The organism is Streptomyces sp. NPDC030183, assembly GCF_055573455.1.
The window spans coordinates 486062-509252 of sequence record NZ_JBVIBK010000001.1 but is presented as its reverse complement, the minus strand read 5'-3'; the positions used below and the strand labels follow the sequence as shown (position 1 = coordinate 509252).

The 23191-nt window shown below is 66.1% G+C and carries 17 protein-coding genes and 3 pseudogenes; 11 read left to right on the top strand and 9 right to left on the bottom strand.

Translation table 11 applies throughout. From position 1 onward, the window contains the following. Positions 1-90: 90 nt before the first annotated feature. Positions 91-591: a levansucrase gene (locus ACZ4Z2_RS02205; RefSeq protein WP_468071410.1), complete on the bottom strand. Its 501-nt coding sequence runs from the start codon at positions 589-591 to the stop codon at positions 91-93. Between the two features lie 71 nt (positions 592-662). Continuing rightward, positions 663-1214, bottom strand: a complete 552-nt coding sequence (locus ACZ4Z2_RS02200) for a protease (protein WP_468071408.1) — start codon at positions 1212-1214, stop codon at positions 663-665. Between the two features lie 166 nt (positions 1215-1380). Here ACZ4Z2_RS02200 and ACZ4Z2_RS02195 point away from each other — a divergent pair, with 166 nt between their 5' ends. Continuing rightward, positions 1381-2331 carry a GlxA family transcriptional regulator gene (locus tag ACZ4Z2_RS02195; protein ID WP_468071406.1) on the top strand — a complete coding sequence of 317 codons (951 nt, stop codon included), beginning with the start codon at positions 1381-1383 and terminating at the stop codon, positions 2329-2331. A gap of 146 nt (positions 2332-2477) precedes the next feature. On the opposite strand, the gene ACZ4Z2_RS02190 is transcribed toward ACZ4Z2_RS02195, so the two are convergent. Beyond that, a complete protein-coding gene (locus tag ACZ4Z2_RS02190; protein WP_468071405.1) occupies positions 2478-2780 on the bottom strand; it encodes a hypothetical protein in 303 nt (100 codons plus the stop codon). Positions 2781-2973: 193 nt separating this feature from the next. On the opposite strand from ACZ4Z2_RS02190, the gene ACZ4Z2_RS02185 reads away from it, so the two are divergent. Continuing rightward, positions 2974-3396, top strand: coding sequence for an Hsp20/alpha crystallin family protein (locus tag ACZ4Z2_RS02185; RefSeq protein ID WP_468071684.1), 423 nt, complete (start codon positions 2974-2976; stop codon positions 3394-3396). A gap of 372 nt (positions 3397-3768) precedes the next feature. Further along, positions 3769-4521, top strand: a complete 753-nt coding sequence (locus ACZ4Z2_RS02180) for a hypothetical protein (RefSeq protein ID WP_468071403.1) — start codon at positions 3769-3771, stop codon at positions 4519-4521. 32 nt (positions 4522-4553) lie between these two features. Here ACZ4Z2_RS02180 and ACZ4Z2_RS02175 read toward each other — a convergent pair whose 3' ends face one another. Then, positions 4554-4994, bottom strand: a complete 441-nt coding sequence (locus ACZ4Z2_RS02175) for an ASCH domain-containing protein (RefSeq protein WP_468071682.1) — start codon at positions 4992-4994, stop codon at positions 4554-4556. 147 nt (positions 4995-5141) lie between these two features. Then, positions 5142-5516, bottom strand: a pseudogene (locus tag ACZ4Z2_RS02170) (VOC family protein); the annotation flags it as partial. Positions 5517-5694: 178 nt separating this feature from the next. Here ACZ4Z2_RS02170 and ACZ4Z2_RS02165 point away from each other — a divergent pair. From ACZ4Z2_RS02165 to ACZ4Z2_RS02150, 4 genes and pseudogenes are all read left to right on the top strand, one after another. Then, positions 5695-6357: a lysophospholipid acyltransferase family protein gene (locus ACZ4Z2_RS02165; protein ID WP_468071401.1), complete on the top strand. Its 663-nt coding sequence runs from the start codon at positions 5695-5697 to the stop codon at positions 6355-6357. 303 nt (positions 6358-6660) lie between these two features. Further along, positions 6661-6765: pseudogene (locus ACZ4Z2_RS02160) on the top strand (ATP-binding protein); the annotation flags it as partial. Between the two features lie 100 nt (positions 6766-6865). Further along, on the top strand, positions 6866-7306 hold the full coding sequence (locus ACZ4Z2_RS02155) for a very short patch repair endonuclease (RefSeq protein ID WP_468071399.1): 441 nt from the start codon (positions 6866-6868) through the stop codon (positions 7304-7306). Positions 7307-7544: 238 nt separating this feature from the next. After that, the gene (locus ACZ4Z2_RS02150; protein ID WP_468071397.1) at positions 7545-9620 is read left to right on the top strand and encodes a DNA cytosine methyltransferase; all 2076 of its coding nucleotides are present in this window, start codon (positions 7545-7547) and stop codon (positions 9618-9620) included. Here the strand turns inward: ACZ4Z2_RS02150 and ACZ4Z2_RS02145 are convergent. From ACZ4Z2_RS02145 to ACZ4Z2_RS02130, 4 genes and pseudogenes are all read right to left on the bottom strand, one after another. Next, positions 9589-10476 (bottom strand): DUF6339 family protein, encoded by an 888-nt coding sequence (locus tag ACZ4Z2_RS02145; protein ID WP_468071395.1) that lies wholly within the window; start codon positions 10474-10476, stop codon positions 9589-9591. The genes ACZ4Z2_RS02150 and ACZ4Z2_RS02145 overlap by 32 nt on opposite strands. Next, a complete protein-coding gene (locus tag ACZ4Z2_RS02140) occupies positions 10473-11465 on the bottom strand; it encodes a hypothetical protein (RefSeq protein ID WP_468071393.1) in 993 nt (330 codons plus the stop codon). The genes ACZ4Z2_RS02145 and ACZ4Z2_RS02140 overlap by 4 nt, the downstream gene beginning before the upstream one ends. Next, complete coding sequence (locus tag ACZ4Z2_RS02135) at positions 11462-13561, bottom strand: transcriptional regulator (protein WP_468071680.1); 2100 nt, start codon at positions 13559-13561, stop codon at positions 11462-11464. Before ACZ4Z2_RS02135 ends, ACZ4Z2_RS02140 begins: the two co-directional genes overlap by 4 nt. A 258-nt stretch (positions 13562-13819) precedes the next feature. Beyond that, positions 13820-14488, bottom strand: a pseudogene (locus tag ACZ4Z2_RS02130) (sigma-70 family RNA polymerase sigma factor); the annotation flags it as partial. 708 nt (positions 14489-15196) lie between these two features. On the opposite strand from ACZ4Z2_RS02130, the gene ACZ4Z2_RS02125 reads away from it, so the two are divergent. Genes ACZ4Z2_RS02125 through ACZ4Z2_RS02110 form a run of 4 tightly spaced genes read left to right on the top strand, consistent with a single transcriptional unit; the run spans position 15197 to position 22969 of the window. Then, complete coding sequence (locus ACZ4Z2_RS02125) at positions 15197-16813, top strand: nuclease-related domain-containing DEAD/DEAH box helicase (RefSeq protein ID WP_468071391.1); 1617 nt, start codon at positions 15197-15199, stop codon at positions 16811-16813. Continuing rightward, complete coding sequence (locus ACZ4Z2_RS02120) at positions 16810-19968, top strand: helicase-related protein (RefSeq protein ID WP_468071389.1); 3159 nt, start codon at positions 16810-16812, stop codon at positions 19966-19968. Before ACZ4Z2_RS02125 ends, ACZ4Z2_RS02120 begins: the two co-directional genes overlap by 4 nt. Positions 19969-19973: 5 nt before the next feature. Continuing rightward, entirely contained in the window at positions 19974-21872 is a 1899-nt protein-coding gene (gene drmB, locus ACZ4Z2_RS02115; protein ID WP_468071387.1) for a DrmB family protein, read from the top strand. Next, the gene (locus tag ACZ4Z2_RS02110) at positions 21869-22969 is read left to right on the top strand and encodes an AAA family ATPase (protein ID WP_468071385.1); all 1101 of its coding nucleotides are present in this window, start codon (positions 21869-21871) and stop codon (positions 22967-22969) included. Before drmB ends, ACZ4Z2_RS02110 begins: the two co-directional genes overlap by 4 nt. The last annotated feature ends 222 nt before the right edge of the window (positions 22970-23191 follow it).

The following is a 23191-nucleotide window of genomic DNA, read 5'->3' as shown; positions in this document are numbered from 1 at the left end:
TTCAGGGGCGCGGGGAACTGCGCGAGAAACCACCCACGACCCGCACTCGCCGACGAACCGCGCACCCCCGAGCCATGAGGCGCCCCCGGCTCACCCGTAGAAGTACTGCGCCGACTTGCGCTCGAAGTACGACGAGTACACCAGCCCGATCGCCGGCGTCCCCCGGTACGTGCCGACGTACTGCTGCGCGCTGTCCACCACGACCGGCCGGGCCATGCACGCCCACTTGTTGCGCTGCTCGGCCTCCGCCCACCGTACGGCCGCCGGATCCACCCGCTCGCTGACCAGGACGGGAAACGCGGCAACCCCGTTCTGCAGCCCGGCCGGCAGCCCGCCCTTCGTCTTCTTCGCGTACGCCAGCACCTGATCGGTGAACGTCGCGATCGTCGGGATGGTGATCTCCGGGACGGCCGCCGCCACGGTGAACAGGTGGAGCTTCGTCCCCATCCACTTCCACCTGAAGTCCGCCCGCCGCCCGACGAGTACGGGCACACCGGCCCAGTCCTCCCACCAGGTACGGCATTCGTCGGCGGCGAGACGGGCCCCCACGGAGGCGAGGTAGGACTGCGAGGCGGACTGCTGTGGATGCATGGCCGGATCATGCCCCGCCCTGGCCGGATCGCGAAAGGCGGGGTGAGGCCAAGGTCGGGCGACGACAGGCTCTAAGCGCCGGTCGTGGAACCGGGGCGCACGATCATCAGCACTGTCACGGTGGCCCAGAGCAGATTGAACAGGCCGGTGAACATGGCGAGTCGGGCCGTGGACTGCACGGTCACCCCCGACGTCACGGTGGCCTCACCGCCGGCCCCGGCCCCGGCCCCGGCCCCGGCCCCGGCCCCGGCCCCGACTCCGGTTCCGGCCTGCGGCCCGCTCGCCCCCACCCCGTCGAGGATCTCCTCCTGGCGCGGCAGCACCAGCGCGAGCAGCACCATCGCCGCGAGCGCCGTCAGCAGCATCGACACGATCAGCCAGGCGTCGCCGAGCACCCCCATGCTCATCGCCGTGACGAAGCCGAGCACGGGCACCGCGATGCCGACACCGCCGTACACCCGGCAGATCCGGTGCAGCAGTCGCAGCGACGACACCGCCCGCGCGCTGCCGGGCTCGGCCAGCGCCGTGCGGGCGGCCGGCGGGAACATGCTGGCCGCGACGGTGACGGGCCCGACGGCGACGATCGCGGCGAGGACATGGAGGGAGAGCAGGAACTTGGTCACGCAGGGGACGGTAGGGCGCGCGAGGATCAGGGAGTAGTGGCGAGATTGCCATAGCCCAACGGATTCCTGCCAGGGAGGTCGGCGGCCGCCGCCGACGAGTGCCTCGACTGCGAGAGGTTCGCTGTCCTCGCTTGGCGAGAACTCGGAGCCCCCCTACGCTCCCGCCATGCACACCGTGGCCGTACTGGCGCTCGACCAGGTCATCCCGTTCGACCTCTCCGCCCCGATCGACACCTTCGGCTGGGCCCGGCTGCCGGACGGCAGGGAGGCGTACCGGGTGCGGGTGTGCTCGCCGACAGGGGAGGCGGAGGTGCCGGCGGGGCCGTTCACCCTGCGGGCGCCGTACGGGCTGGAGGTGCTGGCGGAGGCCGACACGATCATCCTGCCGGGGACGGCGGACCCCACCGCCCCGCTCCCGCCGGGCGTGACGGAGGCGCTGCACGCGGCGGCGGCCGGCGGGACGCGCATCGCCTCGGTCTGCGTCGGCGCGTTCATCTTCGCGGCCACGGGCCTACTGGACGGGCTGCGCGCCACCACCCACTGGATCGCGGCCCCCGATCTGGCCGCCCGGCACCCGGAGGTGACCGTCGACCCGAACGTCCTCTACGTCGACAACGGCCAGTTCCTGACGTCGGCGGGCGCCGCCGCCGCGCTGGACATGTGTCTGCACATGATCAGGAAGGACTACGGCTCGGCGGTCGCCGCGTTCGCCGCGCGGATGTGCGTCATGCCCCTGGAACGCGAGGGGGGCCAGGCCCAGTTCATCGTCCAGGACCTCCCGCCGGCCCCCGGCGGCGCGACCCTGGAGCCGCTGCTGCGCTGGCTGGAGGCGAACGTGCAGCGGGATCTCACCCTGGACGACATCGCTGCCCACGCGGGCACCAGCGCCCGTACGCTGAACCGCCGCTTCCGGGAGCAGACGGGCACGACACCCCTGCAGTGGCTGCACCGGGCGCGGGTCCGCCGGGCCCAGTACCTCCTGGAGTCCACCGACCACACGGTCGACCGCATCGCCGCCCAGGCGGGCTTCGGCTCCCCGACCGCCTTCCGGGACCGCTTCAAGAGGGTGGTCGGCACGAGTCCGTACGCGTACCGGCGAGCGTTTCGGGGGGAGTGACTGCTTCGGGGGCCTGAGGCTGGAGAGTGACCGCTACGGGGCCTGAGGCTGGAGAGTGACCGCTACGGGGGGCCTGAGGCCGGGGGAGGGGGCGCTAGGGGCGGACGGAGGGCGGTGCGGCCACCGGCGTCCCCGCCGACCGCGGGTCAGCCCCGGCGGTCGGCCACCACCCAGGACGCCAGGGCCATCGCCCCGGCCACCCCGAACACCGCCGGCCAGGCGCCCACCTTCTTCGCCAGCGGATGCGACCCGGCGAACGCGGCGACGTACCCGGCGGTCAGGGCGCCCGCCGCCCTGCCCCCGGCCGCCCGCTGCCACTGCTGGGCCGCGGCCGCCCCGGCGACGGCCAGTACGGCCCCGCCCAGCTGCCGCTTCTTGGTCCAGCGGGCCACCCCGTACCCGCCGATGAGCCCGCTCGCGGCCACCGCCGCCGCAGGAACCTTCGCCATCGCCCGCCTCCTGGCCACTGTCGGTGAACAGCGGCTCCGTTGTCCGTTGTCGTCCCGACGAGGCTAACCCTTCTAGCACCCCGCTCGCCGAATGTGAGTCGAGGCTTGTCAACTTTCCTCTCCGGAGTTATATAAGAAGGCGTAGGAATCACCGGGCATCGCATCCAGCGCCTGATGAGAGGAGTGACCCGTGATGCTCATGCGTACCGACCCGTTCCGTGAGTTCGACCGGCTCGCGCAGCAGGTGTTCGGCTCCAACGACCGACCCGCCGTCATGCCGATGGACGCCTACCGGGCCGGCGACGACTTCATCGTCCACTTCGACCTCCCGGGCGTGGACCCGGAGACCATCGACCTGGACGTCGAGCGCAACGTCCTGAACGTCCGCGCCGAGCGCCGCTCCCCGGCTCCCGAGGGAGCCGAACTGGTCGCCGCCGAGCGCCAGACGGGCACCTTCACCCGCCAGCTCTTCCTCGGTGACACCCTCGACGCCGACCGCGTCGACGCCTCCTACGAGGCCGGCGTTCTCACGCTGCGCATCCCGATCGCGGAGAAGGCCAAGCCGCGCAAGATCCAGATCAGCGGCGGCAGCGAGCGGCGCCAGATCGACCGCTGACCCGCCGCCAGATCGCCCCCCGTCCACGCGGGGCGTCCGGCGCCTGCCGTACCGAGAGGCGCCGGACGCCCCGGGGGTTGAGTCGAGAAGAAGATCCCGCTGGGCGCCCTGCAGAAGGAGTGGCTGCTGACGAAGGGCGAGGCGGCGACGGCGTAACCCGTCTTACCGCTCCTGAGATGTGAAGGGCGCTCTCGGCCGTGGTGTGAACCGCCCGGATGGTGGGGCATCCGGGCGGTCCCCACCCAGAGCCCCCGTGCGTCGCCGACTTCGAGCTGGCGGCCGGAGCGAGTGGGGATCGGGCCAGTCCCTCACCGGCTCCCGAGGCGTTCACTACTGTGAGGCCATGCGTCAGCACGCCACCCGGACGAAACGTTGACCCGCCCCACCCCCGAGACGGTGGAGGAGCAGGCGTCCACGGTCCGCACCCTCCTCCACTACCTCCACCTGCCCCTCGGCTCCAAGCACTACGTACGAGGCATCCTCCCCGCCCCCGAAGGCCGCCCCGCGCTCCGCTTCGCGACGGGCCGCCGCAAGGCCACGCCCCCCGACTTCCGCCTCTACGAGATCCCGCTGACCCAGGCCGGAGGGCCCGCAACCCCGCATCCCGACACCGCGCATCCCGTAACCCGGAACGCCCCGCATCCCGTAACCAGGAACGCCCCGCATCCCGTAACCCCGGATCCCGTAACCCCGGATCCCGTAACCCCACACCACATGCTCGCGCTTCTCCGAGCGGCCCACCGAGGCACCCGCCTCTACTCGTCGAGCCGCATCGAGGAGGCGATGGGCATGACGGTGATCCACCTGGACCCGTCGGAAGACCAGACGGCGAAGGAACCCGCCCCCCACCGCCAACTGTCCCTCCTCACGGCCCTGACCTGCCCCGCGACGGACGACCTGCCCTTCCTGCCCCTGGTCGGCTTCCTCCCCACCGCCCCCGGCACCGTCCGCCTCTACCTGGCCCCGCCCTCGGCGCCGGGCATCGTGGCAGCGGACGTACGCCTCTCCGGCCCCCTGACGGCGATCGAGGCGGTGCTCCCGTCCGTGCTCAGCGAGAAGGAGCGCCGACGGAAGGACAAGCAGGACCCGCACTGCTGGCGTCGAGTGGACTTGAGGGACTGGTAGGGGAGTGGCCCGCTGACAGAGGCCCGGACGGGTCAGACAGGCGGTCGCTCGGTGTGGCGGGCAGCGGGGCGGAGGTCGGCGATGACCCGGAACCGTTCGAGGACGGCCGGCGTGGTGTCGTCCACGGTGAACCCGGGGTCCCCCATGGCGGCACGCATCTCCTCGCCGTGCCAGAACCGCTCGTGGGCCTCACGCCACTGGGCCACGGTGATGTGCCCTTCCCCTTCGTCCACCGCGTGGGCGAGGTCCACGTCCGCCAGCGGGACGACACGCACACCGGTGACCTCGATGACGGCGACGGGCCGCTCGTCCGAGTCCACGACCACGGAACGGTCCCCGACAGCCGGCAAGAGCTCCCCCTCGTGCTCGTAGGCGACCACGAGACCGGTGGTGGAGGTCTTGGCCCCGTCGAGGATGGCGGCGACGAGCCGATCCCGCAGCGGACCGGGAAAGGCGAACTCGGCGGTGGGCATGGAGTCGAGGTCCAAGTGCGCCCCGGCATCCACTCCCGTCACGGCACCACCCTCGCTGGTCGTGTCAGCCTCGGTGGTCGTGTCAGCCTCGGTCGTCGTGTCAGCTTCGGGGGTCGTGTCAGCCATGGTGGTCGTGTCAGCCTCGCTCGTCGCGGCGCGCTCGGACGCGCTGCGAAGGACGCAGAACTCATTGCCCTCGGGATCGGCGAGGACGGCCCAGCCGGCCCCGTCCGCCTTCCGGTGATCGGCGACGAACGTGGCGCCGAGGCCGAGGAGCCGCTGGATCTCCGCTTCCCGCGAGGTCGTGGGCCGCAGGCACAGATGGAGCCGGTTCTTGACGGTCTTGGGCTCCGGCACCTGGTTGAAGTAGAGGATCGGGCCGTCGGCCAGCATCACTTGGGTCTCGTGGTCGCCCGGCCGTACATCGGGATGTACCGGGCAACCGGTCACCGCGCTCCAGAACCGAGCCAATTCGTAGGCGTCCGCGCAGTCGATCGCCACGTTCTCCAGTACCGAGGTCATGCGGGTGAGCCTGGCGGAGCGGGGCCGCGAGCCGCCACCGAATTCAGGGCGGGGCCTGACGCAGTCGCAGGGATGGGTACCGCGCCCCCGCGGACTGAGTAGGAGCACTCACGCCCGGGTGCCGGGGCCGTACGACGATGAGGATCACGTCATCGAAGTACACGTCCGGGAGACCCGCATGCTCAGCCGCCTAGCCGACGTCCTGGTACCGGCCGTAGGACGCCTCACGGTGACCGCCGACGCGGACGCCGTGCTGGCGCCGGGCAGCATCATCGCCGCGAACCACACCTCGCTCGCCGACCCGGCCGTCGTCCTGGCCGCACTGCACCGCCTGGACGTCCACCCGGTGGTGATGGCGGCGGCGGGCCTGTGGCGCATCCCGCTGCTGGGCCGTGCTCTGGCCCGCGAAGGCCACATACCGGTCCACCGCAACGACCCACGAGCGGCCCAGGCCCTGGACCTGGCAGCCGCCGCGCTACGGGAAGGCCGCCTGATCCTCATCTACGCCGAGGGCGGCATCCCGACCCGCAAGGACGCGTCCGAAGCGGCCCCGGCCCCCTTCCGCACGGGCCTCTCCCGCCTGGCCCGACGCACCGGCGCCCCGGTCATCCCGGTAGGCCAGGCAGGAGCCCGCCGCATCACGTCAGGCACCCCGGCCAAACAACTGGCGGGCCTGGCCACGGCCCCCGTCCGCCGCCCCGACCTCCACGTCCACGTGGGCACTCCGCTGAGGCTGACCGGCGAACACCCCGCGAGCACGGAGCAGGCGCACGGCGCGGTAACGGCGGCTTGGCGCACGGCGGCGGGGAGGTTGGGGGAGGCAGCGGCGTTGGTGGCGTAGCTTCGCCGGACCCGCCGTCGTCACGAGAAGAGGAGGGTCGGCTCGGTGAGGATGTCACGCCTCAGCTCGCTCATGCAGGTCAGAGTGATGCCGCCGAAGCGGGCGTGGGCATAGTTCGGACCGAGGGCGGTCACCGCGTCCCGTACCGCCGTCTCGGAAGAGTTTCGATCTTCAGAAAAGTGGCCAGCTCAGGCCAGGTGTCGAAGTCGTAGGTGACACCGTCCAGCCTCCACTCTTCGCGGAGTTCTGTTGAAAGCGGACCTGTCACGGACCGAGCGCCGTGAGCAGCTCCGCGGTCTTGGCCAGGCGGTGATCGACGTCATCACGGACTTCCTTCACTGGCTCCGGGCCCACGGCTGCGACGGGGACGAAGTTCTCGACCGTGCACAGTTGTACTTCGAGGCGGAGCAGTCCGGTAGCGGCCCGGGCCGTCCCTCTTCGGGGACTTCACTCGGTGTGAGTCCGCTATCGCGGACCGAAAGGACGTCGGGAATAGGACACTGGAGCCATGCGCGCAGTACACCCATCCAGTCCCGACGTCTCGGCTCGGATGAGCCGGCAGACAAACCGGGACACCCGTGTCGAAGTGGCGGTTCGGCAGCTCCTCCATGCCTCCGGATACCGCTACCGGATCCACTATCCGGTGCCGGGCATGCGCAGGCGGAAGATCGACATCGCGTTCACGGGTGCCAGGGTGGCTGTCCTCATCGACGGCTGCTTCTGGCACGGCTGCCCGGAACACGCCACCAGTCCCAAGTCGAACGCGGAATGGTGGCGCCGAAAGCTTGATCGCAACATCGAGCGGGACAAGGAGACGAATGCGCAGCTGCTGGCCGAAGGGTGGACGGTCCTGCGCTTTTGGGAACACGAGCCGCCGGACGTTGTCATGCGTCTGGTGGCCGCAGCTGTCGAGCGGGAGAAGACCGGCGGGCGTAAACCACGGCAATAGGGGGCCGATGAGTGAGCTGCGATTCGTCGATGTATGTGCGGGAGCAGGTGGATTGGCCTTGGGCCTGGAACAGGCTGGCTTCAACCTGTACTGCTCCTGGACAAGAAGCCAGTGGCCTGCGAAACACTGCGCATGAACCGACCGGCATGGCACGTACTGGAAACGGATCTGTTGGAATCCCCCCTTCTCGGCACCAGGTGATCTACGGCGTCGATCTGCTGTCGGCCGGCTTCCCCGCGTGAAGTCCATTGCGGCCGTCGCGTGCACTGAGACCGAGGCGGAGCTGCGTTTGCTGGAGGCAACCGTCTATCTGGCGCACGCAGTCCAGCCCCAGGCCCTGCTCATCGAGAACGTCCCGGGGCTGGTGGGCGCGCCCGACTTCGAGCCGATACGCGACTTCATCGGCGCGAAACTCGATCATCTCAGCTATCGGTTTCAGTGGTTCGTCCTGAACGCAGCCGACTTCGGGGAGCCACAAGAGCGGAAGCAAGGGGCGCTCGTCGCACTCAAGAAGTATTACTTCGACGCGTTCCGTCCACCGGAGCCGACAGCGCGCGAGCACTGGTCCGTCGGTCGCGTACTACGCCGGTCAATGGCCATGGGCGGTTGGCGCGATGCCGACCTGTGGGCGGACCAGGCTCTCAGCGTGGCACCTACTCTGGTGGGTGGGTCGGACAGGAGGGGAAACGCGGATCTAAGGCCGACGGGGACGAGGAAGGCATGGGCCCGGATGGGTGTCCATGGCGGCACCGTACCCGGCCCGGACTTCGTCTGGGCCTCTGAGACGGGACGCCACGGCATGGTGAGGATCACAACGGACCAGGCGCCGCTCCTGCGGGATTTCCAGCCTTTTTGGGGATTCGTCGGGAAGAAGACGGCTCGTTATCGTCAGATAGGGCACGCCTCACCGCCGCCTGTGGGCAGGGCGCTCGGTCTCGCGAGCCGAGCCGCACTGAGGGCGCCCTTGCCTCCCTGTCGCCGGCTACACTTCAGCCCCATGAGCAGCCCGGCAACACAAGCGCACCATCTCGATGGTGTCCGCATCTTGGACCTCTTCGCAGGCCCTGGTGGACTCGATGTGGCAGCACACTTCCTGGGCTTCAAGAGCATCGGGATCGAGTGGGACAGGGACGCGTGCGAGACGCGCTACGCGGCGGGGCTGCCGACGATTCACGCCGATGTGAGCGTCATGCGCGAAACCCGCTTCGAGGAGATACCGAAATCGGTCGACGTGCTTGCTGGGGGCCCACCCTGTCAGTCTTTCTCCGTCGCGGGCAAGGGCGCGGGACGGCGAGCGCTGGAGAGGGTGAAGGACTTCATCCACCGCCTTGTGGACGGGGAGGACGAAGCCAAGATCGACGAGGACCTGCACGCCCTTGGCGACTCACGCACCGCCTTAGTCCTGGAGCCTCTCCGCTGGCTTATCAAGGCGATTGAGACAGAGGACCGTGACCCGTACAAGGTGATCGTTCTGGAGCAGGTACCTGCGGTCCTGCCCCTCTGGGAGGTCTACGCGAAGCTTCTGCGTGGCGGCGAAGGGCGGCTGCAGGGCATCAAATACGAGGCGGAATGCTGGGAGTTGAAGACCGAGCAGTTCGGAGTCCCGCAAACGCGCACCCGTGCCGTGCTCGTCGCTCGGCTCCCGGGTCATGGGGCCATCGAACCGCTCGAGGCGACTCACCTCCCCTTCGACCTGCATCGGGGGAAGCGCGACGCCGGTGAGGCGGAGATGCTACCGACCGATTCCCCAGTACTCGGAACCAAGCAGCGCTGGATCTCCATGGCAGAGGCCCTCGACGCGGCGAGTAGGCTGAAGGATTCCCCCGTGGATGTGTCCAGGCTCCGGACGAGAGGCGAAGTGAAGTTCTTCGTCGTGTCGAACTACGGCTCCGGAGGCGACCCGAAGAACCGAGGTAGGCGCCTGTCCTCCGAGCCCGCCTTCACGGTGACTGGGAAGGTCTCGCGAAACAAGATCTACAAGGGTCTCGCGGAATACGAGGCCGGCCGATCCGACCGTTTCACCGTTCCGGAGTCCGGAGTTCTCCAGACTTTCCCGCACAACTTCCCGTGGTCCGGGAAGGCCCAGGCCCAGCAAGTCGGCAATGCCGTACCCCCACGGTTGGGCATGCACGTACTCAGCGTGGCATTGCGCGGGAAAGCCCCTTCGGATGAGGAGTTGGCAGCCGCGAGCACTTGGCCGAGCGTATCCAAGACCACCACGGACGAACTGCGTCACCTCGGGTGCGGTGATCAGAGTCACTGTCCTCCGGAGTCACACAAGGTCACTCGCTATCGCCGGAAGTCCGACCTCTGACCTGCGCATCCGCGAACAGTTCCTCGAAGTGACCGACCAGTCTCTCGACCGCCTCCTCCGGAGCCCGCACTTCCTCTGGGCCTTCGGGCAAATTGTTCCGAGGCGATGGAAGGGATGATTCAGCACCCTCGATCCAGTCGCGCAGCGGCTCCCCATCACGTTCCGCGTCCGGAGCGATGACGTCGTACATCAAGGTCGCCGCAGCAGCGTTGACCGCGGGCGTCAGGGCGTTCACTTCTCGCCCGGTACGCACGATCCCCCGCTCCATCAGCCTGACGAGAGCCAGCGCGGTAGGGCGATGGTCGATGACATCGAGTCGAAGAGCAGAGTTGAGCATGTCCTGGTTGCTGCAGGCCATGACGACGGGGCGGTAGTCCGGGCCGTCGCGGAAGAGTTCTGCCGCCCACCAGAGCCGGGCGAACGCCTGCTTGTAATGCGGACCGAGAAACTTGTCGCGGGCCACGCGCCCGCGCGAACCATCCGCCTTCGGTTCGGGCAGGTGGCGCCACACGACGTAGTCCGGCGCCACACCGAGGGCCAGATACGTCCAAAGCCGCTTCTCAGCCGCTTCACGACGGGTGAGTCGCAGGGTCTCGTGCAGGCGCGGTGCCAGCCAAGCGTCCGCGGCCGTGGGGCGCTCGTCCCGGAACCTGTCCAACGCGTGGTCGATCAGATCCCGAACCCGGTGCAGCCGGAGGCGCACGTCGTCACCCGGGAGAGGCTCGGCAACCTTGTTCAGCGCGATGGAGGGGACGTCCTCGCGTCCCTCGAGCAGCCCTGTGGAGATGTACTCGGCGGCCTGGACATCGGAGATCAGGGCAAGCCGTTCCGGCAAGTGCTCGGGGCGGGAAGTCACGCGTGGATCTCCTGGTCGAGTCGTTCGATGTCGCGGACAGTGGCGGCCAACGCCTTGGGGACCTCGGCGCGACGTGCGGCCGCGTACTGGATACGCGGCTGTAGATCGGCCCAACTCCCCTCTCCTGTACGTCGTATGTGGACCTCTCGGAGAGCGTCCTCCTCCGACCGTCCGGGGACGATGTCCGGGAGCATCTCTCGAAGCACCGCACCTCGCCAGTCGGGCGGGAAGAGCGGAGTACCGTCGTCCTCGATCTCCAGCTCGCCGATGGCGGTGTGGAAGACCGCGGTCCATACGTCGGCGCACATCTGGGCCAGCAGGATCTCGCCGACCACGCTCTCCACCTTTGATCCCTGGCCTTCCACGAGAGCTATGAGGCCCTCAAAGTCCGAATTCAAGCGGACGGTGGGCATTCGCCCCGAGGTGTCCACGATCCAGGGGGCGTCTCGGAAACTCCGCAACCACTCCGCGCCCCGGGCGAAACTCACTGTGCTGACGTCGAGTTGGCGATCACGAAGCGGGGCGTCGGCCGTTGCATCGATCATCCAGTCCCGGTCGGTGGAGGCGATGACCCGACCAGCTATCCCCTCGACTGTGGCCACCACGTGCACAGCGAGGGTCGCGCGGTCCAGGTGGTCGTCCCGGTCGAACTCGATTTCCCCGGTCCAATTCCTGCCGCCCTCCGCATCGGGTTCCAACCGGGCAACGGTGCGTGCGTTGGTGGCCCCCTCCGTCAGAACGGCTACAACCACGATGTCGGACCAGTGGCTCTTCGTCTCGATCTCACGGGCCGGGATGGTTGCCGTCAGGGCGAGCCGTGCAGTCTGCCAGTCGTCGCGCTCGGCCCTGCCGAGTGCGACGACCTGCTCGACAACCGAGTACCCCTTGGTGTCCAACTGCTCGCGGGTGTCGCCGGGACCGCGCAGCCGCACGGCCGTGATCCGTGCCGTAACCGGGCCGGTCAGTCGGGGGTACGGGTAGGCCTTCACGCGGCGCCTCCCTTGTTCTCGTGGAGTTCGACAACGAGACCGGTCAGCGCGGCCCGCACCGGATGCGTGGACACATCGGTGACACCGCGAAAGACGGCACGACGGGTTCCCGGAGCGAAATGCAGGACGCCGTCGGTCAGTTCGCAGTTACTGACAGCCACGAGCTCGGCCCACTTGACCACTGGACGAGGGCCGGATCGCACCTCCAGCTTGGCGACGGGGCTCATGCGCCAGGCTATCTCCCCAGGCGACACCTTGACCTCGGCGGTGATGTGCCATGCGCCGGAGGGGGCGACCACGGCATCCAAATCGTCCAACTTCGGAGGAGTCACTGCCCCTCTGGCTTTGCTGCTGGGCTTGCCCGAAATCTTGAGCCGTTTGCTCACCTTGCTCGTGCCGCTTGGTTTCTTCTCCTTGGGGAGCGCTACGAGTTCGTGCACGGCCTTGTTGGTCTCAGTCGTCAACGCCGCAATCCGCCGATGGGCCGAGGGCGAGTAGCGCATCCTCAACTCCTCGGTCTGCCCCCACTTGTTGTGCTCCGGTGGCTCGGAGGAGCGTAGAAATTCCTCAGCCTCAGCTGCGAACGGCGCGTCATCTCCCGCTGCCCGGCCCGCCAGCAGGACTGCCTGGAACGGGTTGGTCCCCACAGGGAGGCCGGGAACCCAGCTGGTTTTGACCGTCATGCGATTGCCGCGCATCGCGGTTACCTGGTTGATCTTGCCATCGGCGTCCGTGGCCTCGGTGACGAGGAGCACTGCCCGATGCTCGCCAGCCGTACCCGCGAGACCGTCCCTCTCGGGGACCTTCAACGGCACTGTTGTGAGGGCCACTTGGCCTGCCTCGGTGAGGCGGTCCACCGTGGTGCCGCTCAGGAAGGCCTGAAGAGCACGCGAGCGGGCGGGTTGATGCACGTGTGGCTCGACCCGCTCCTCCTCCAGGTATTTCACCCCGTTGCGCAGCGTCCGCACCGATGCCTCCAGCAACGGCCGGCGGTCGCCGCCCGCCGTCATCGCGGCCCAGAAGTTACGTCCGAGCGCGCGAACCAACCGCTGGTGCATGCGCTCCAGGCTGTCCTCGTCGTCACCTACGTCGCCTTCCTGATCCTGCCCCGCCGGAGCGAGGCTGGCCACGTCATGTGCTCCGACGATCAAGAAAGACGTACCAGGATCATCGCCCTCGCGGGTGAGGTGCAGGTTCTCGACCGTCTCTGCGTCAGCCCACCAGGAACGGACGACCTCTGCATTGTCTGCCTCGGCATCCGGTCGACCCAGCCAAGCGGGACCGGCAAACCTCTTGCCGTCCACCTCCCGCCAGGGCAGATCGAGTCGACCGATGAGCCGCCGCTGGGTGCGTCCCTCATGCGGTTCGGACAGCGTGGAGTTCATGAGGACGAGTCCCAGACGGCTCGTCGCCCAGAGCGTGGCCTTCCCGAGGCCGTATGAGCCGCCGGCCGCCACATCCGACTTGCGGCTTTCGAGTTGGCGCCGCACCACGGCGGCGAATCGGCCGTCCTCGTAGTCGTCACCGGTCAGCCCGTTGGCGTTGTAGTCGTCGACGCGAAGAAGGACCAGCCGATCCCGCTCGAACATCTCCCGCAGACCGGCGCTGATGACGCGTCCGACCTTCTGGTCCTGCGCGGCGGCTGCCTCGTAGTGCGGGTGGAGATCGTGCCAGCGGATCGCCGTGCGGAACCGGGCCAGAGTGTCACCGGTCAGTTCGTGCAGGGTGTAACAGACCCTGACCGGGTGGTCGTTTCTCCTGTCGCGCTCGTCCAGACTGTTCTGGGTCGCCTCACGGGCAAGGACCTCCAGATCGGCCTCGAAGGCGAAGGCCGCCGCGTTGCCGAACTCTCGGCCACCATCGTCATGACCAGGGCGGTGGTACCACACGACTGACGTCTCCGCAGGTCCCTCATGCCGTTCCGGACCAACTGTGGAGTGCGGCGCGGTTTCGGTCCCAGCTCCAAGGACCTCCCTCACCCTGACCAAAAGGTCAGGGTGAGGGATTGAACGGTCGTCGAGCCAGGCCTCGACTACTGCTCGCGTTACCCCTAGCCGGTGTGTCAGTTCGCCTTCTTCCATGCCCTTTTCTTGCATGCGCTCGGCCAACCACCGACCGAACTCCGCCCCCTTCGAGGCCACCGTTACCTCTCTCTCGTCGGAACTGCTCTCTGTCTCAGGTACGCCGACGCTTCGGTTCGGAAGCAACTCACCGGCCCCAGCGTCCTCTCGTCTCTCCGCGCACTTGCGAAGCGCTGTCCTCTCAGCGGCCTCTTGAGCGATCTTTCGAGCAGCCTTCAGCCGACGGCGCTCCGAGTCAGGATCGTCGGGGTCCAGTCCCATTTGGATCCTCAACTCATGCAGTGCACGTTTCTCAAGCTGTCGAATACGTTCCCGGGAGACTCTGAAGTGCTTACCGATTTCTTCCAGTGTCCAGGGTTCGCCATCGATGAATCCGTACCGCAATAGAAGAATCGTTCGAGTTCTCTCGGTGAATGCACTCGCATCGAACAGCTGGAAGAGTTCCTCGCGCTCGAATTCTGACCACAGTGCCTGTTCAGGTCCTGGTACCCGCCAAAACCCATCGACGACCAATTCCCCGAGAGACGAATCTTCACCGACAGGTTGCTCAAGCGACAGAAGCACCCGGCGCCCCAACCGCAGGCACTCCGTCACCTTTTCGGGGCTGAGGTCACATGCCAGAGCGAGATCTTCAACGTTGGGGATTCTGCCCTGGGCGAGAAATTCTCGCTCCCTTTTTCGCACCTTCTCCACATCGGTCCAGATGTGGACTGGGAGTCGAATAGCTGCTCCTTCGTCGGCCACGGCGCGAGTGATGCGTTGCCGAATCCACCAGGTGGCATAGGTAGAAAACTTGCACCCCATGGAAACATCAAATTTTTCCACGGCACGGATGAGTCCAATCATGCCGTGCTGTGCAAGATCATCGTACATGGGGCTTCCTTGCCTGTGCCCCAGTCCGTTGAGGATCTTATGAACGAGACGCTGGTTGTGGATGATCATTGCGGATAGGGCCCTGTGCGCTTCGCTGTCTCGCGGAAGCGTCGCCGGGTAGCCATCGGGCAACGGCTCCGACGATCTTCTGTCTCCTCGGAACAGGAGGCAGAGCCCCACTTCCTCTTCGGCGCTCAGCAGACGCCAATGCGGGTTTACTCGCCTCCTGTCGGCCTTGAGAAGTTTCCGAGCGGTACGACGGGCCGCTTCCATGTCGCCGACACGCACCGTCCCTCGAAGGGACTCGAGGTCCGGGACTTCCTCTTCCTCCTCAGGGGCCAGGTCGTCGAGCACTTCGGCGGGGTCAGCCGCGTCTTCCGGGGGCACACTCTGTGTGAAGTGCTGTTCCTCTTCGACGGGTTCGTCTTCCACTTCCGCCGCTGTCATGGCGTCGCAGAAGGCCTGGGTCTCCTGCGGGTCGAGTCGCGCAGCCCTCATCACCTGATCCAGAGCCGTGCGGCGGTCGACCCCTTCGGCTGCGAAGCGACGTATGAGGCCGACGAGCAGATCCCAACCAGCCTTATCCGCCCGCCGGCTGGATGCGCTGTCCTGCTCCGTGGTCATCACGCCCCCGCGCCCGCACTCTGCCTCTGTCCCCGCGTAGTCCATCACTCAGCGGGCCGCCGCTGCCAGCACTTCCTCGCACGACCTGTGCTGCCCTGACGATCCATCACTCGGTAGTTTAAAGACGTGTTGGCGTGACGATGGGGAGAGTTGATGCGGATCATTCCGAGCGAGATCTCGAGCAGCACCACGAGCCAGGCCGAGCGCAGTGTGTTCGCGGCGCTCAAGGCGATCCCCGATGACCAGAGCGTCGCGCTGCACACGGTTCATCTGCCCAAGCACCACAAGAAGCGTGTCGGCGAGATCGACTTCGTCGTCATCATGCCCGACATCCTGCTCTTCATCGAGGTCAAGGGCGGTCGGGTCCTTCACCGTGACGGGAAGTGGTACTACGGTCCTCCTGGTCGCGAGGATGGTCCGAAGGAGAGCCCTTTTTCGCAGGCCAGCGGGGGTATGCACGAGTTCGAGCGGGAGATCGGAGCTCTGGTCGGTGACTTGAGGGACCACGGTGTCCCCAGTGGATACCTGGTGATCACCACAGACGTCGACGTCCGACGCACGACCGAGTTCGAGCCGCAACAGTATCTCGGCTCCACCGCGTACGACGGCGGGCGTGGTCTGGCGCAGGGCATCGAACGAGCCACTCGCTTCTGGCTGACGCGAAACAGGTGGGCCCGCACCCCGGTACCTGCCTCCCTGCGCAAGAAGATGCTCGAGGCCATCCGACCGGACTTTGACCTCGTACCCAATCTGCAGTCCCGACTGACGCATCTCGACGTAGCCTTCGAACGTCTCACCAACGAACAGTTCGACAGGCTGGATGAGCTGGAGTCCAACCCTCGCCTCATCTGGACCGGTGGCGCAGGCACGGGCAAGACGTTCCTCGCCGCCGAGGCGGCCCGGCGTAAGTCCGCCCACGGCAGCGTTCTGTTCACCTGCGCGAGCACCACACTGGCCACTCATGTGGGCCGCATCCTCACCGACGACGCGATCACCGTGTTGCCGTTCGACCGTCTCGACGAGGTTCAGGGCCGTGTCTTCGACCAACTGATCGTGGACGAGGCGCAGGACCTGATGACCTTCGAAAGTCTCGATGCCCTGGAGGCTCTGGTCCCGGGTGGCCTCGCCGAGGGCCGATGGATCTTCATGCTGGACCAGAACAACCAGGTACTGGCCCCGGACGCCTACGATCCCGACGCCTGGGAGTACCTGCGCCCTCTGGGCTCCGTGTACGGACCGATGAAGCGCAACTGCCGCAACACCGTACAGATCGTCGACCAGGTCCGCCTCTACACGGGCGCTGACCTGGGCGTCGCCTCCGCAGGTGAGGGGGAGCCGGTCCGCTTCGCTGAGGTGCACGACGCTCAGGAGGAGGCCACCGTTCTCGACGCCTATGTGAACGAACTCGTGCGGGAGGGCGTCTCGCCGCGGGACATCACGCTGCTGTCCGCCAACGGGGACTGGGGAACGAGCTCGGCGCGTCTGTCACAGCGAGCCTCCAAGATCGAGCGTTTCGCCGATGTGGTCGGGACTGACCGCGCCAAGCACCGGCTCACCTGGTCGTCCGTCTCCGACTTCAAGGGCCACGAGAATCATGTCGTCTGTCTGATCGACCTCGAACCCGAACACCTCGAGGGCCGCCTCGATGCGCTCTATGTCGCCTGGACCAGGGCCCGGGCCCAGCTCTGGGTCGCTTGCCGCCCCGGCACCCGCCGAATACTGAAGGACTTGGGCATTGCCGTACTGCAGCGGGAGGGGCGCCTCAAGTGAACGACTCCGAGTCACAGCTCTCCGAGTACCGTGCCGACTTCGTGGCATACCTTCGCCAGCAGTTGGTCGGTCCGGCCCTTGCCGAGGACGAAACTCTCGTCGATCCGCCTGACCGGCGCTACCTGATGGGCACCTTGTATCCGCGTGGCGCCTCCTTGCTGGAGCACTCGCAGGACGACGGTGAGCAGGATTTCCACGAAACAGAGGCCGGAAATGGAGAGGAGGACAGCTTCGCCGACGATCCCGTGGCCGAAGCGAATGCATGGCTTCCTTCGTCGCTGGGCTTCTCCTTCTTCACCAACGCCCCCCGTCTGGAGGTGACGTGTGGGGCCTCCCGCTACGTGACGTACCGCGAGGGCGGACGTCGTAGTTGGCGAAGGCAACCGCGACTCTCCACGACAAAGACCGTCACTGCCGATCAGCGGGACCCAATCCCTGTTCTGGATGGACACGGGCGTCTCCACGTGCGGTGGCGCCCGTTCGGCGTCGGGCATCTCGTCACGTGTGTTCTGGCCAACGCGCACGACGAAGAGGAGAGCACATACAAGAACCGGGATCTGATGCTCTTTCAGGCCGAGCTTCAGGTAGCGACGCTGGGCGGTAAGGTGCTCGAGTACCCGAGCACCCGTCTCACCAGCCGCGACGAGGAGGAGCAGGAGCTTCGAGTTCAGTACAGGCACATCGTTACCAGGGCCGTGGGGCACGGATGTGCGGTCGAGTGGGACACCGATTCCGACCCGGTCACCACTGTGCGGGCGCAGGTCATGCCTCAGCAGGTGGTCGAGCACATCAAGCCCGACGGGCCCAAGGACCTTCCGGTGCTCAATCTGGCGCACCTGTCAAAGCCAGGACTTGTGGTGGAGGACCTTCGAACCGAATTGCAGGCATTCGTCCTGGGCTATCGCAATTGGTTCGACACCCAGCGGTCGCAGGCGAAGGACTTGCCGCAGTGGGCCGCCGCGCCTGCCGCACGAATCCTCCACCGGATCAAGACCACACTCGACCGCATGACGTCGGGGGTGGAGGCCCTCACCGCGCCAACCCCCGCGGGAGACAAGGCACGCGAAGCCTTCCGCCTGGCCAACCGGGCCATGGCGCTGCAAATGCTGCACAGCCGCTCAGAGCTGGCGGGCAGCCGTCGTCGCAGGAACAGCGAAGTACTCGAACTGTCCGAGCCCGATGACGACTATGCGTGGCACCCGTTTCAGCTCGCCTACTTCCTGCTCGTGGTCGAGGGCCTGATGAATCCTGAGCACGAGGACCGCAAGACGGTCGACCTCATCTGGTTCCCCACAGGAGGAGGCAAGACGGAGGCTTACCTGCTCACCGCCTGCTTCGAGATCCTCTGGCGCCGGCTGCGGTTCGGTGCGGCGGGGGGCGGCACCGCGGTTCTGAGCCGATACACGTTGAGTCTGCTCACCACGCAGCAGTTCCAGCGCACCGCGACGGCTATCTGTGCCCTTGAGTACATCCGGAAGGGACTCGACGGGCCGCTGTCTCACGACCTGGGGCAGGAGTCCATCTCCATCGGACTCTGGGTGGGCAAGGAGACGACGCCGAACAAGATCTCTGCCGCGCAGGACGAGCTCGGTGTCCTGAAGCAGATGAACGAACCCGATGATCGCTTCCTGCTGGAACGTTGTCCGTGGTGCGGCACCGAGATCGTCCCGGAACGGCAGGGGCAGGAAAGGGACTTCGGTATCCGGGCAGATGGCGTCACCACCTCATTCTTCTGTCCGCGCGACACCTGCGTCTTCCACGACCAACTCCCGGTGTCCGTCGTGGACGAACAGATCTACAAGGAGCCTCCGACCTTCGTGCTCGGGACCGTGGACAAGTTCGCACGTCTGGCGTGGGAGCCGGAGGCCGGGAACCTCTTCGGTAAAGATGGCAGGCGTGCGCCGTCGCTGGTGATTCAGGACGAGTTGCACCTGCTGGCCGGCCCGCTGGGAACAACGGTCGGTCTGTACGAATCGGCCGTCCTTGAGCTGTGCGCGTGGGACGGCACCGTGCCGAAGGTCATCGCGTCGACCGCGACGATCCGGCGCTCACAGGACCAGATCCGCAGCCTCTACGGTCGCCCAGCGCAGCTCTTCCCTCCAGCGGGGATCGAAGCCGGTCGCTCCTACTTCGCGTCACCCGACAAGGACAGGCCCGGACGGCTGTACGTGGGCGTCATGGCACAGGGGCATACCGCCTCTACCTCGACCGTTCACGTGGGTGCCGCCGTGTTGCAGGCACCCAAGGAGATCTGTGACGACGACACCCTCCGCGACGCGTATTGGACTGCGGTCGCCTATCACAACAGCCTGCGGGAACTCGGACGAACCGTCACGATCGCGAGAGACGACATCCCCGCGCGTCTCGAGCATCTGACGAAGGACGATACTCGACGGCGCAAGCTGAACGATGACGCGGTGGTCGAGCTGACCAGCAACATTCCGCGTGCCGCTCAGCCACGACTGCTCGAGCGCCTGGGCAAGAGCTTCAAGGACCGCGGCAGTGTCTCCTTTCTCGCCACGACCAACATGCTCTCCGTGGGCGTCGATGTTCCGCGGCTCGGTCTCATGCTCATGAACGGGCAACCCAAGACGACATCGGAGTACATCCAGGCGACCAGCCGCGTCGGTCGCCGTCATGTACCGGGCCTGATCGTCACGCTCTTTCGCTCGACCAAACCACGCGACCGGTCCCATTACGAGTCGTTCGGTGTTTACCACCGCTCGCTCTATCGCCATGTCGAACCCACCAGCGTCACACCATGGTCCATGCCCTCGCGTAAGCGCGCCCTGCACGCCGTGCTCACCATCCTGGTGCGACACGGAATCGGCCTGAACGCCGAGAACAAGGCCGGGGACATCCTCGATCGCACAGCCGAAGTCGCCCGAATCCGTGACCTCGTATTGGACCACGTGCGGCGGGCCGATCCGACGGAGGCGGATGCCGCGGCCGAGCAGTTGGACTCGCTGATCGAAGCCTGGCAGCAGGAGGCTGAGATCGCGCGTAACGAGGGCAGTCGCCTCTACTACCAGCCTCAGGGACGGTTGCACACATCACTCCTCACCGACTTCGGCAAACAAAGCGGCTTGTGGGAGACACCTCAGTCGATGCGCAACGTCGACCGTGAATGCCTCGTCGCAGTGAAAGGAACGTGAGAGCAGTGAAGGATATTCGTCGCAAAATCCGCCGGGCCCAAACCATCGTCCCATTCGGCGTCGGCGGGATCCTCGACCTCCGGGGCGAATCGTTCGTAGCAGCCGATGTCCGAAGCTGGGCGCGCAACGCCGAGCCGGTGGATTCACCACGGCTCGCGAAGAAACTGGGGGTTGAGGGCTTCCGCTCAGCCCCCGTCATCCCCTCCGGGAAGGCCGCCTACGCGACCCGTGTCGGCCCCTCATACGTCCGCTTTCCTAAGTGGCTGTTCTGCCCTCAATGCAGGGAAATGCAGTTCTGGCGCCTGGCTCGAGAGCGTGAGCTACGGGACAAGCAACCGACCTGCGGCCGTTGCACAGGAAAGCCTCAGCTTGCCCCGATGCGCTTCATCCAGGTATGTAGGGCAGGCCATATGGCCGACCTCGACTGGCGTCGATGGGCTCACTCCAAGAGCGAAGAGCATGCTCAACGCCAATGTCAGGTTCAACGACTTCGGTTCGTCGCCAGTCCCGAGTCCTCCGGGCTGGAAGCCCTGCGCGTTGTCTGTGTGGTTTGCCGGGCTGGACGCAATCTGGCAGGGATCAGCCAGAAGAACATTCTCAAGCAGATGCGTTTGCAGTGTCCGGGTACTCACCCTTGGCAATCTGAGACTGATGAGGCGGATTTCTGCGAGGAAACACCGCAGGCGGTGCAGCGCGGTGCCTCCAACGTGTACTTCCCGATTACGCACTCGGCGCTCGACATCCCCGCACCTACTGGTCTGCCCGAGGATGATGAGCTGGGTCAGAGGGTGGTCAATAGCTCTCTATGGCCGGACTTCGTAAGCGCGGTTGGCACACCGATGTCCGATGCTTACAGAGATGTGATTGCCGACCAGTGCCAGGTTTCGAAGGAATTCGTGGAAAATTTGCGACGCCGCCATGTCGCCGAGACTGCGCCAATGCCATCTGTGTCCGCTTCGGACGACGACCTCAGTATCGCCGAATGGGCGGCCTTTTCCGCCCCGGAATCTGTCACCGATTCAAAGACGTTCTCCGTACGCCGGACCCACCTCGGGATCGACCACAACGACCCTGGATCCATGCAGGAGCTGGCGGCGAGTATCTCAGCGGTCGTCGTCGCGGACCGTGTACGCGAAGTGCGTGCGCTCGAGGGATTCACGCGGTACCAACCGAACGCCGGCGACGGTGAAGATGGTGATGGCGGGCGCGTCGTATCGGTCAACACACAGGCCCGGGCCCAATGGCTGCCTGCCATAGAAACCTATGGTGAAGGAATCTTCATCGCCGTGGACGAGGAACGCGTGAGTGCCTGGGAGAGGATTCCATCAGTACGTGACTGGACACGGCGCATCGAGGGTAACCTGGGCGCCTCGTTCAAGGCTGACCGATTGAGAGGAAAATCGGGTCCGGTACTTCTCCCGCGATTCGTGATGCTGCACACGTTGGCCCATCAGTTCATCCGCCAACTGTCGTACGACAGCGGGTACAACGCAGCCTCGCTACGGGAACGCGTTTACGCCCGAAGTCATGCGTTGGGCAGCGAACATCCGCCCCAAGCAGGGGTGTTCATCTACACAGCCGCTGGGGACGCAGAGGGGACGCTGGGTGGACTCGTCCGACAGGGACAACCACCGAACCTCGCTGAGACTCTGATCCGGCTGCTTGAATCGGCGCAGTGGTGCTCGCAGGATCCTCTGTGCGCCGATTCGACCGGTAGGTCTCTGGCCAACCTCAACCGTGCTGCCTGCCATGCCTGTACGCTCCTTCCTGAAACGTGCTGCGAGATCGACAACTCCCTCTTGGACAGAACACTGTTGATTGGTGACGGCGAGGTCCCGGGATTCTTTCGGGGAGTTGTGCAGGCCGCGCTTCAGGAATCGGCCGGAGCCATCGACCTACCATGAAGATCCCTTCCCTCCTGGACCTCGGGATCGAGCAACAGGCAGTGATCGACCTTCCGTTCTACGGAAACCACGTCATCACTGGGGCACCTGGCTCCGGAAAGACAGTTATGGCCGTCTACCGTGCCTGGGCACTGGCGACCGCCGGTCGCGATGTCGTCCTCTTCACGCGCTCCAATCTGCTGCATCAGTACCTCGCTCAAAGAGCTCCGCATCTCACGGAAGCACTGAACGTCACCACCTACCATCTGTGGATCAGGAATTTCTGGCGCCAGCGTTTTCAGGCCGATCCGCCACAGACCGACGAGGATGGTTGGAGCTACGACTGGATCGAGATGCAGCGGGATTGCATCCGGCAAAGGGCCGCGTCGCCCGCGCATCTGGTGATCGACGAGGGGCAGAATCTGCCAGTCGGCTTCTATCAGTTGTGCCGCATTCTTCGTGTGGGTGTCACCGTTTTCGCAGACGAGAACCAACGGATCGACGACGACGAGAGCACCGTTGGTGAGATATGTCGATTCCTCGCCGTTCACGCTGATCCGATCGTGCTGCGAGAGAACCATCGAAACAGTCGACAGATCGCGATGCTGGCGTCCGAGTTCCGCAAGGAAGCCCGGGACGAGATGCCTCTGCCGACACGGGGCGGTAGTACTCCCGCTGTCTTGAAAGTGCTCTCCTCGAGGCACTTTCTTGGGGTAGTTTCCCAGTATTTCAAGGCGCATCCGGAGCGAAGTATCGGCATCATCTGCAGGTCGACCCATTTACTGCGGAGCATCCAAAGCGAACTCACGATTCTCGGGCTTGCCAAGTACACCCAGGCCTATGTTCACGACGATCGTTACCGGAACGCCGTCAGCTTCTCGACGCGACCCGTACGGCTGGTGACCACGGCCAGCATGAAGGGCTTGGAATTCGACAGCGTCTTCGTGCCGGACTTGGACGCGTACACAGAGGACCCGACCAGTGCGGAGGCGCGCCTTCGCTTCTTCGTGCTGTGTACTCGCGCCCGCCAGGATCTCTACTTCGCTCACCGCGGCACCGAAGAGCCCGCCATCCTGTCGAGTATCCCGGAATCCTTGTTGGTCCGGCGCACCGGTTGACCTTGCAGCGCTGGCATTCCAACTGGTGCGCAGGAGTAGAACCACGCCTGCGCACCAGCATTGGTGGTCATGCGCGCTGCTGCATTCACAATCGTTCGTCTACGACGTAGCAGACCTCTGTAAACCCAGGCTCACAACTTTCTCGCTGCACAACTCTCAGTGACTTGAGGGTGAGGCCCGGCAGTCCTGGGCCTGGACGCCCAGGCGCCCCACCATGTGTCT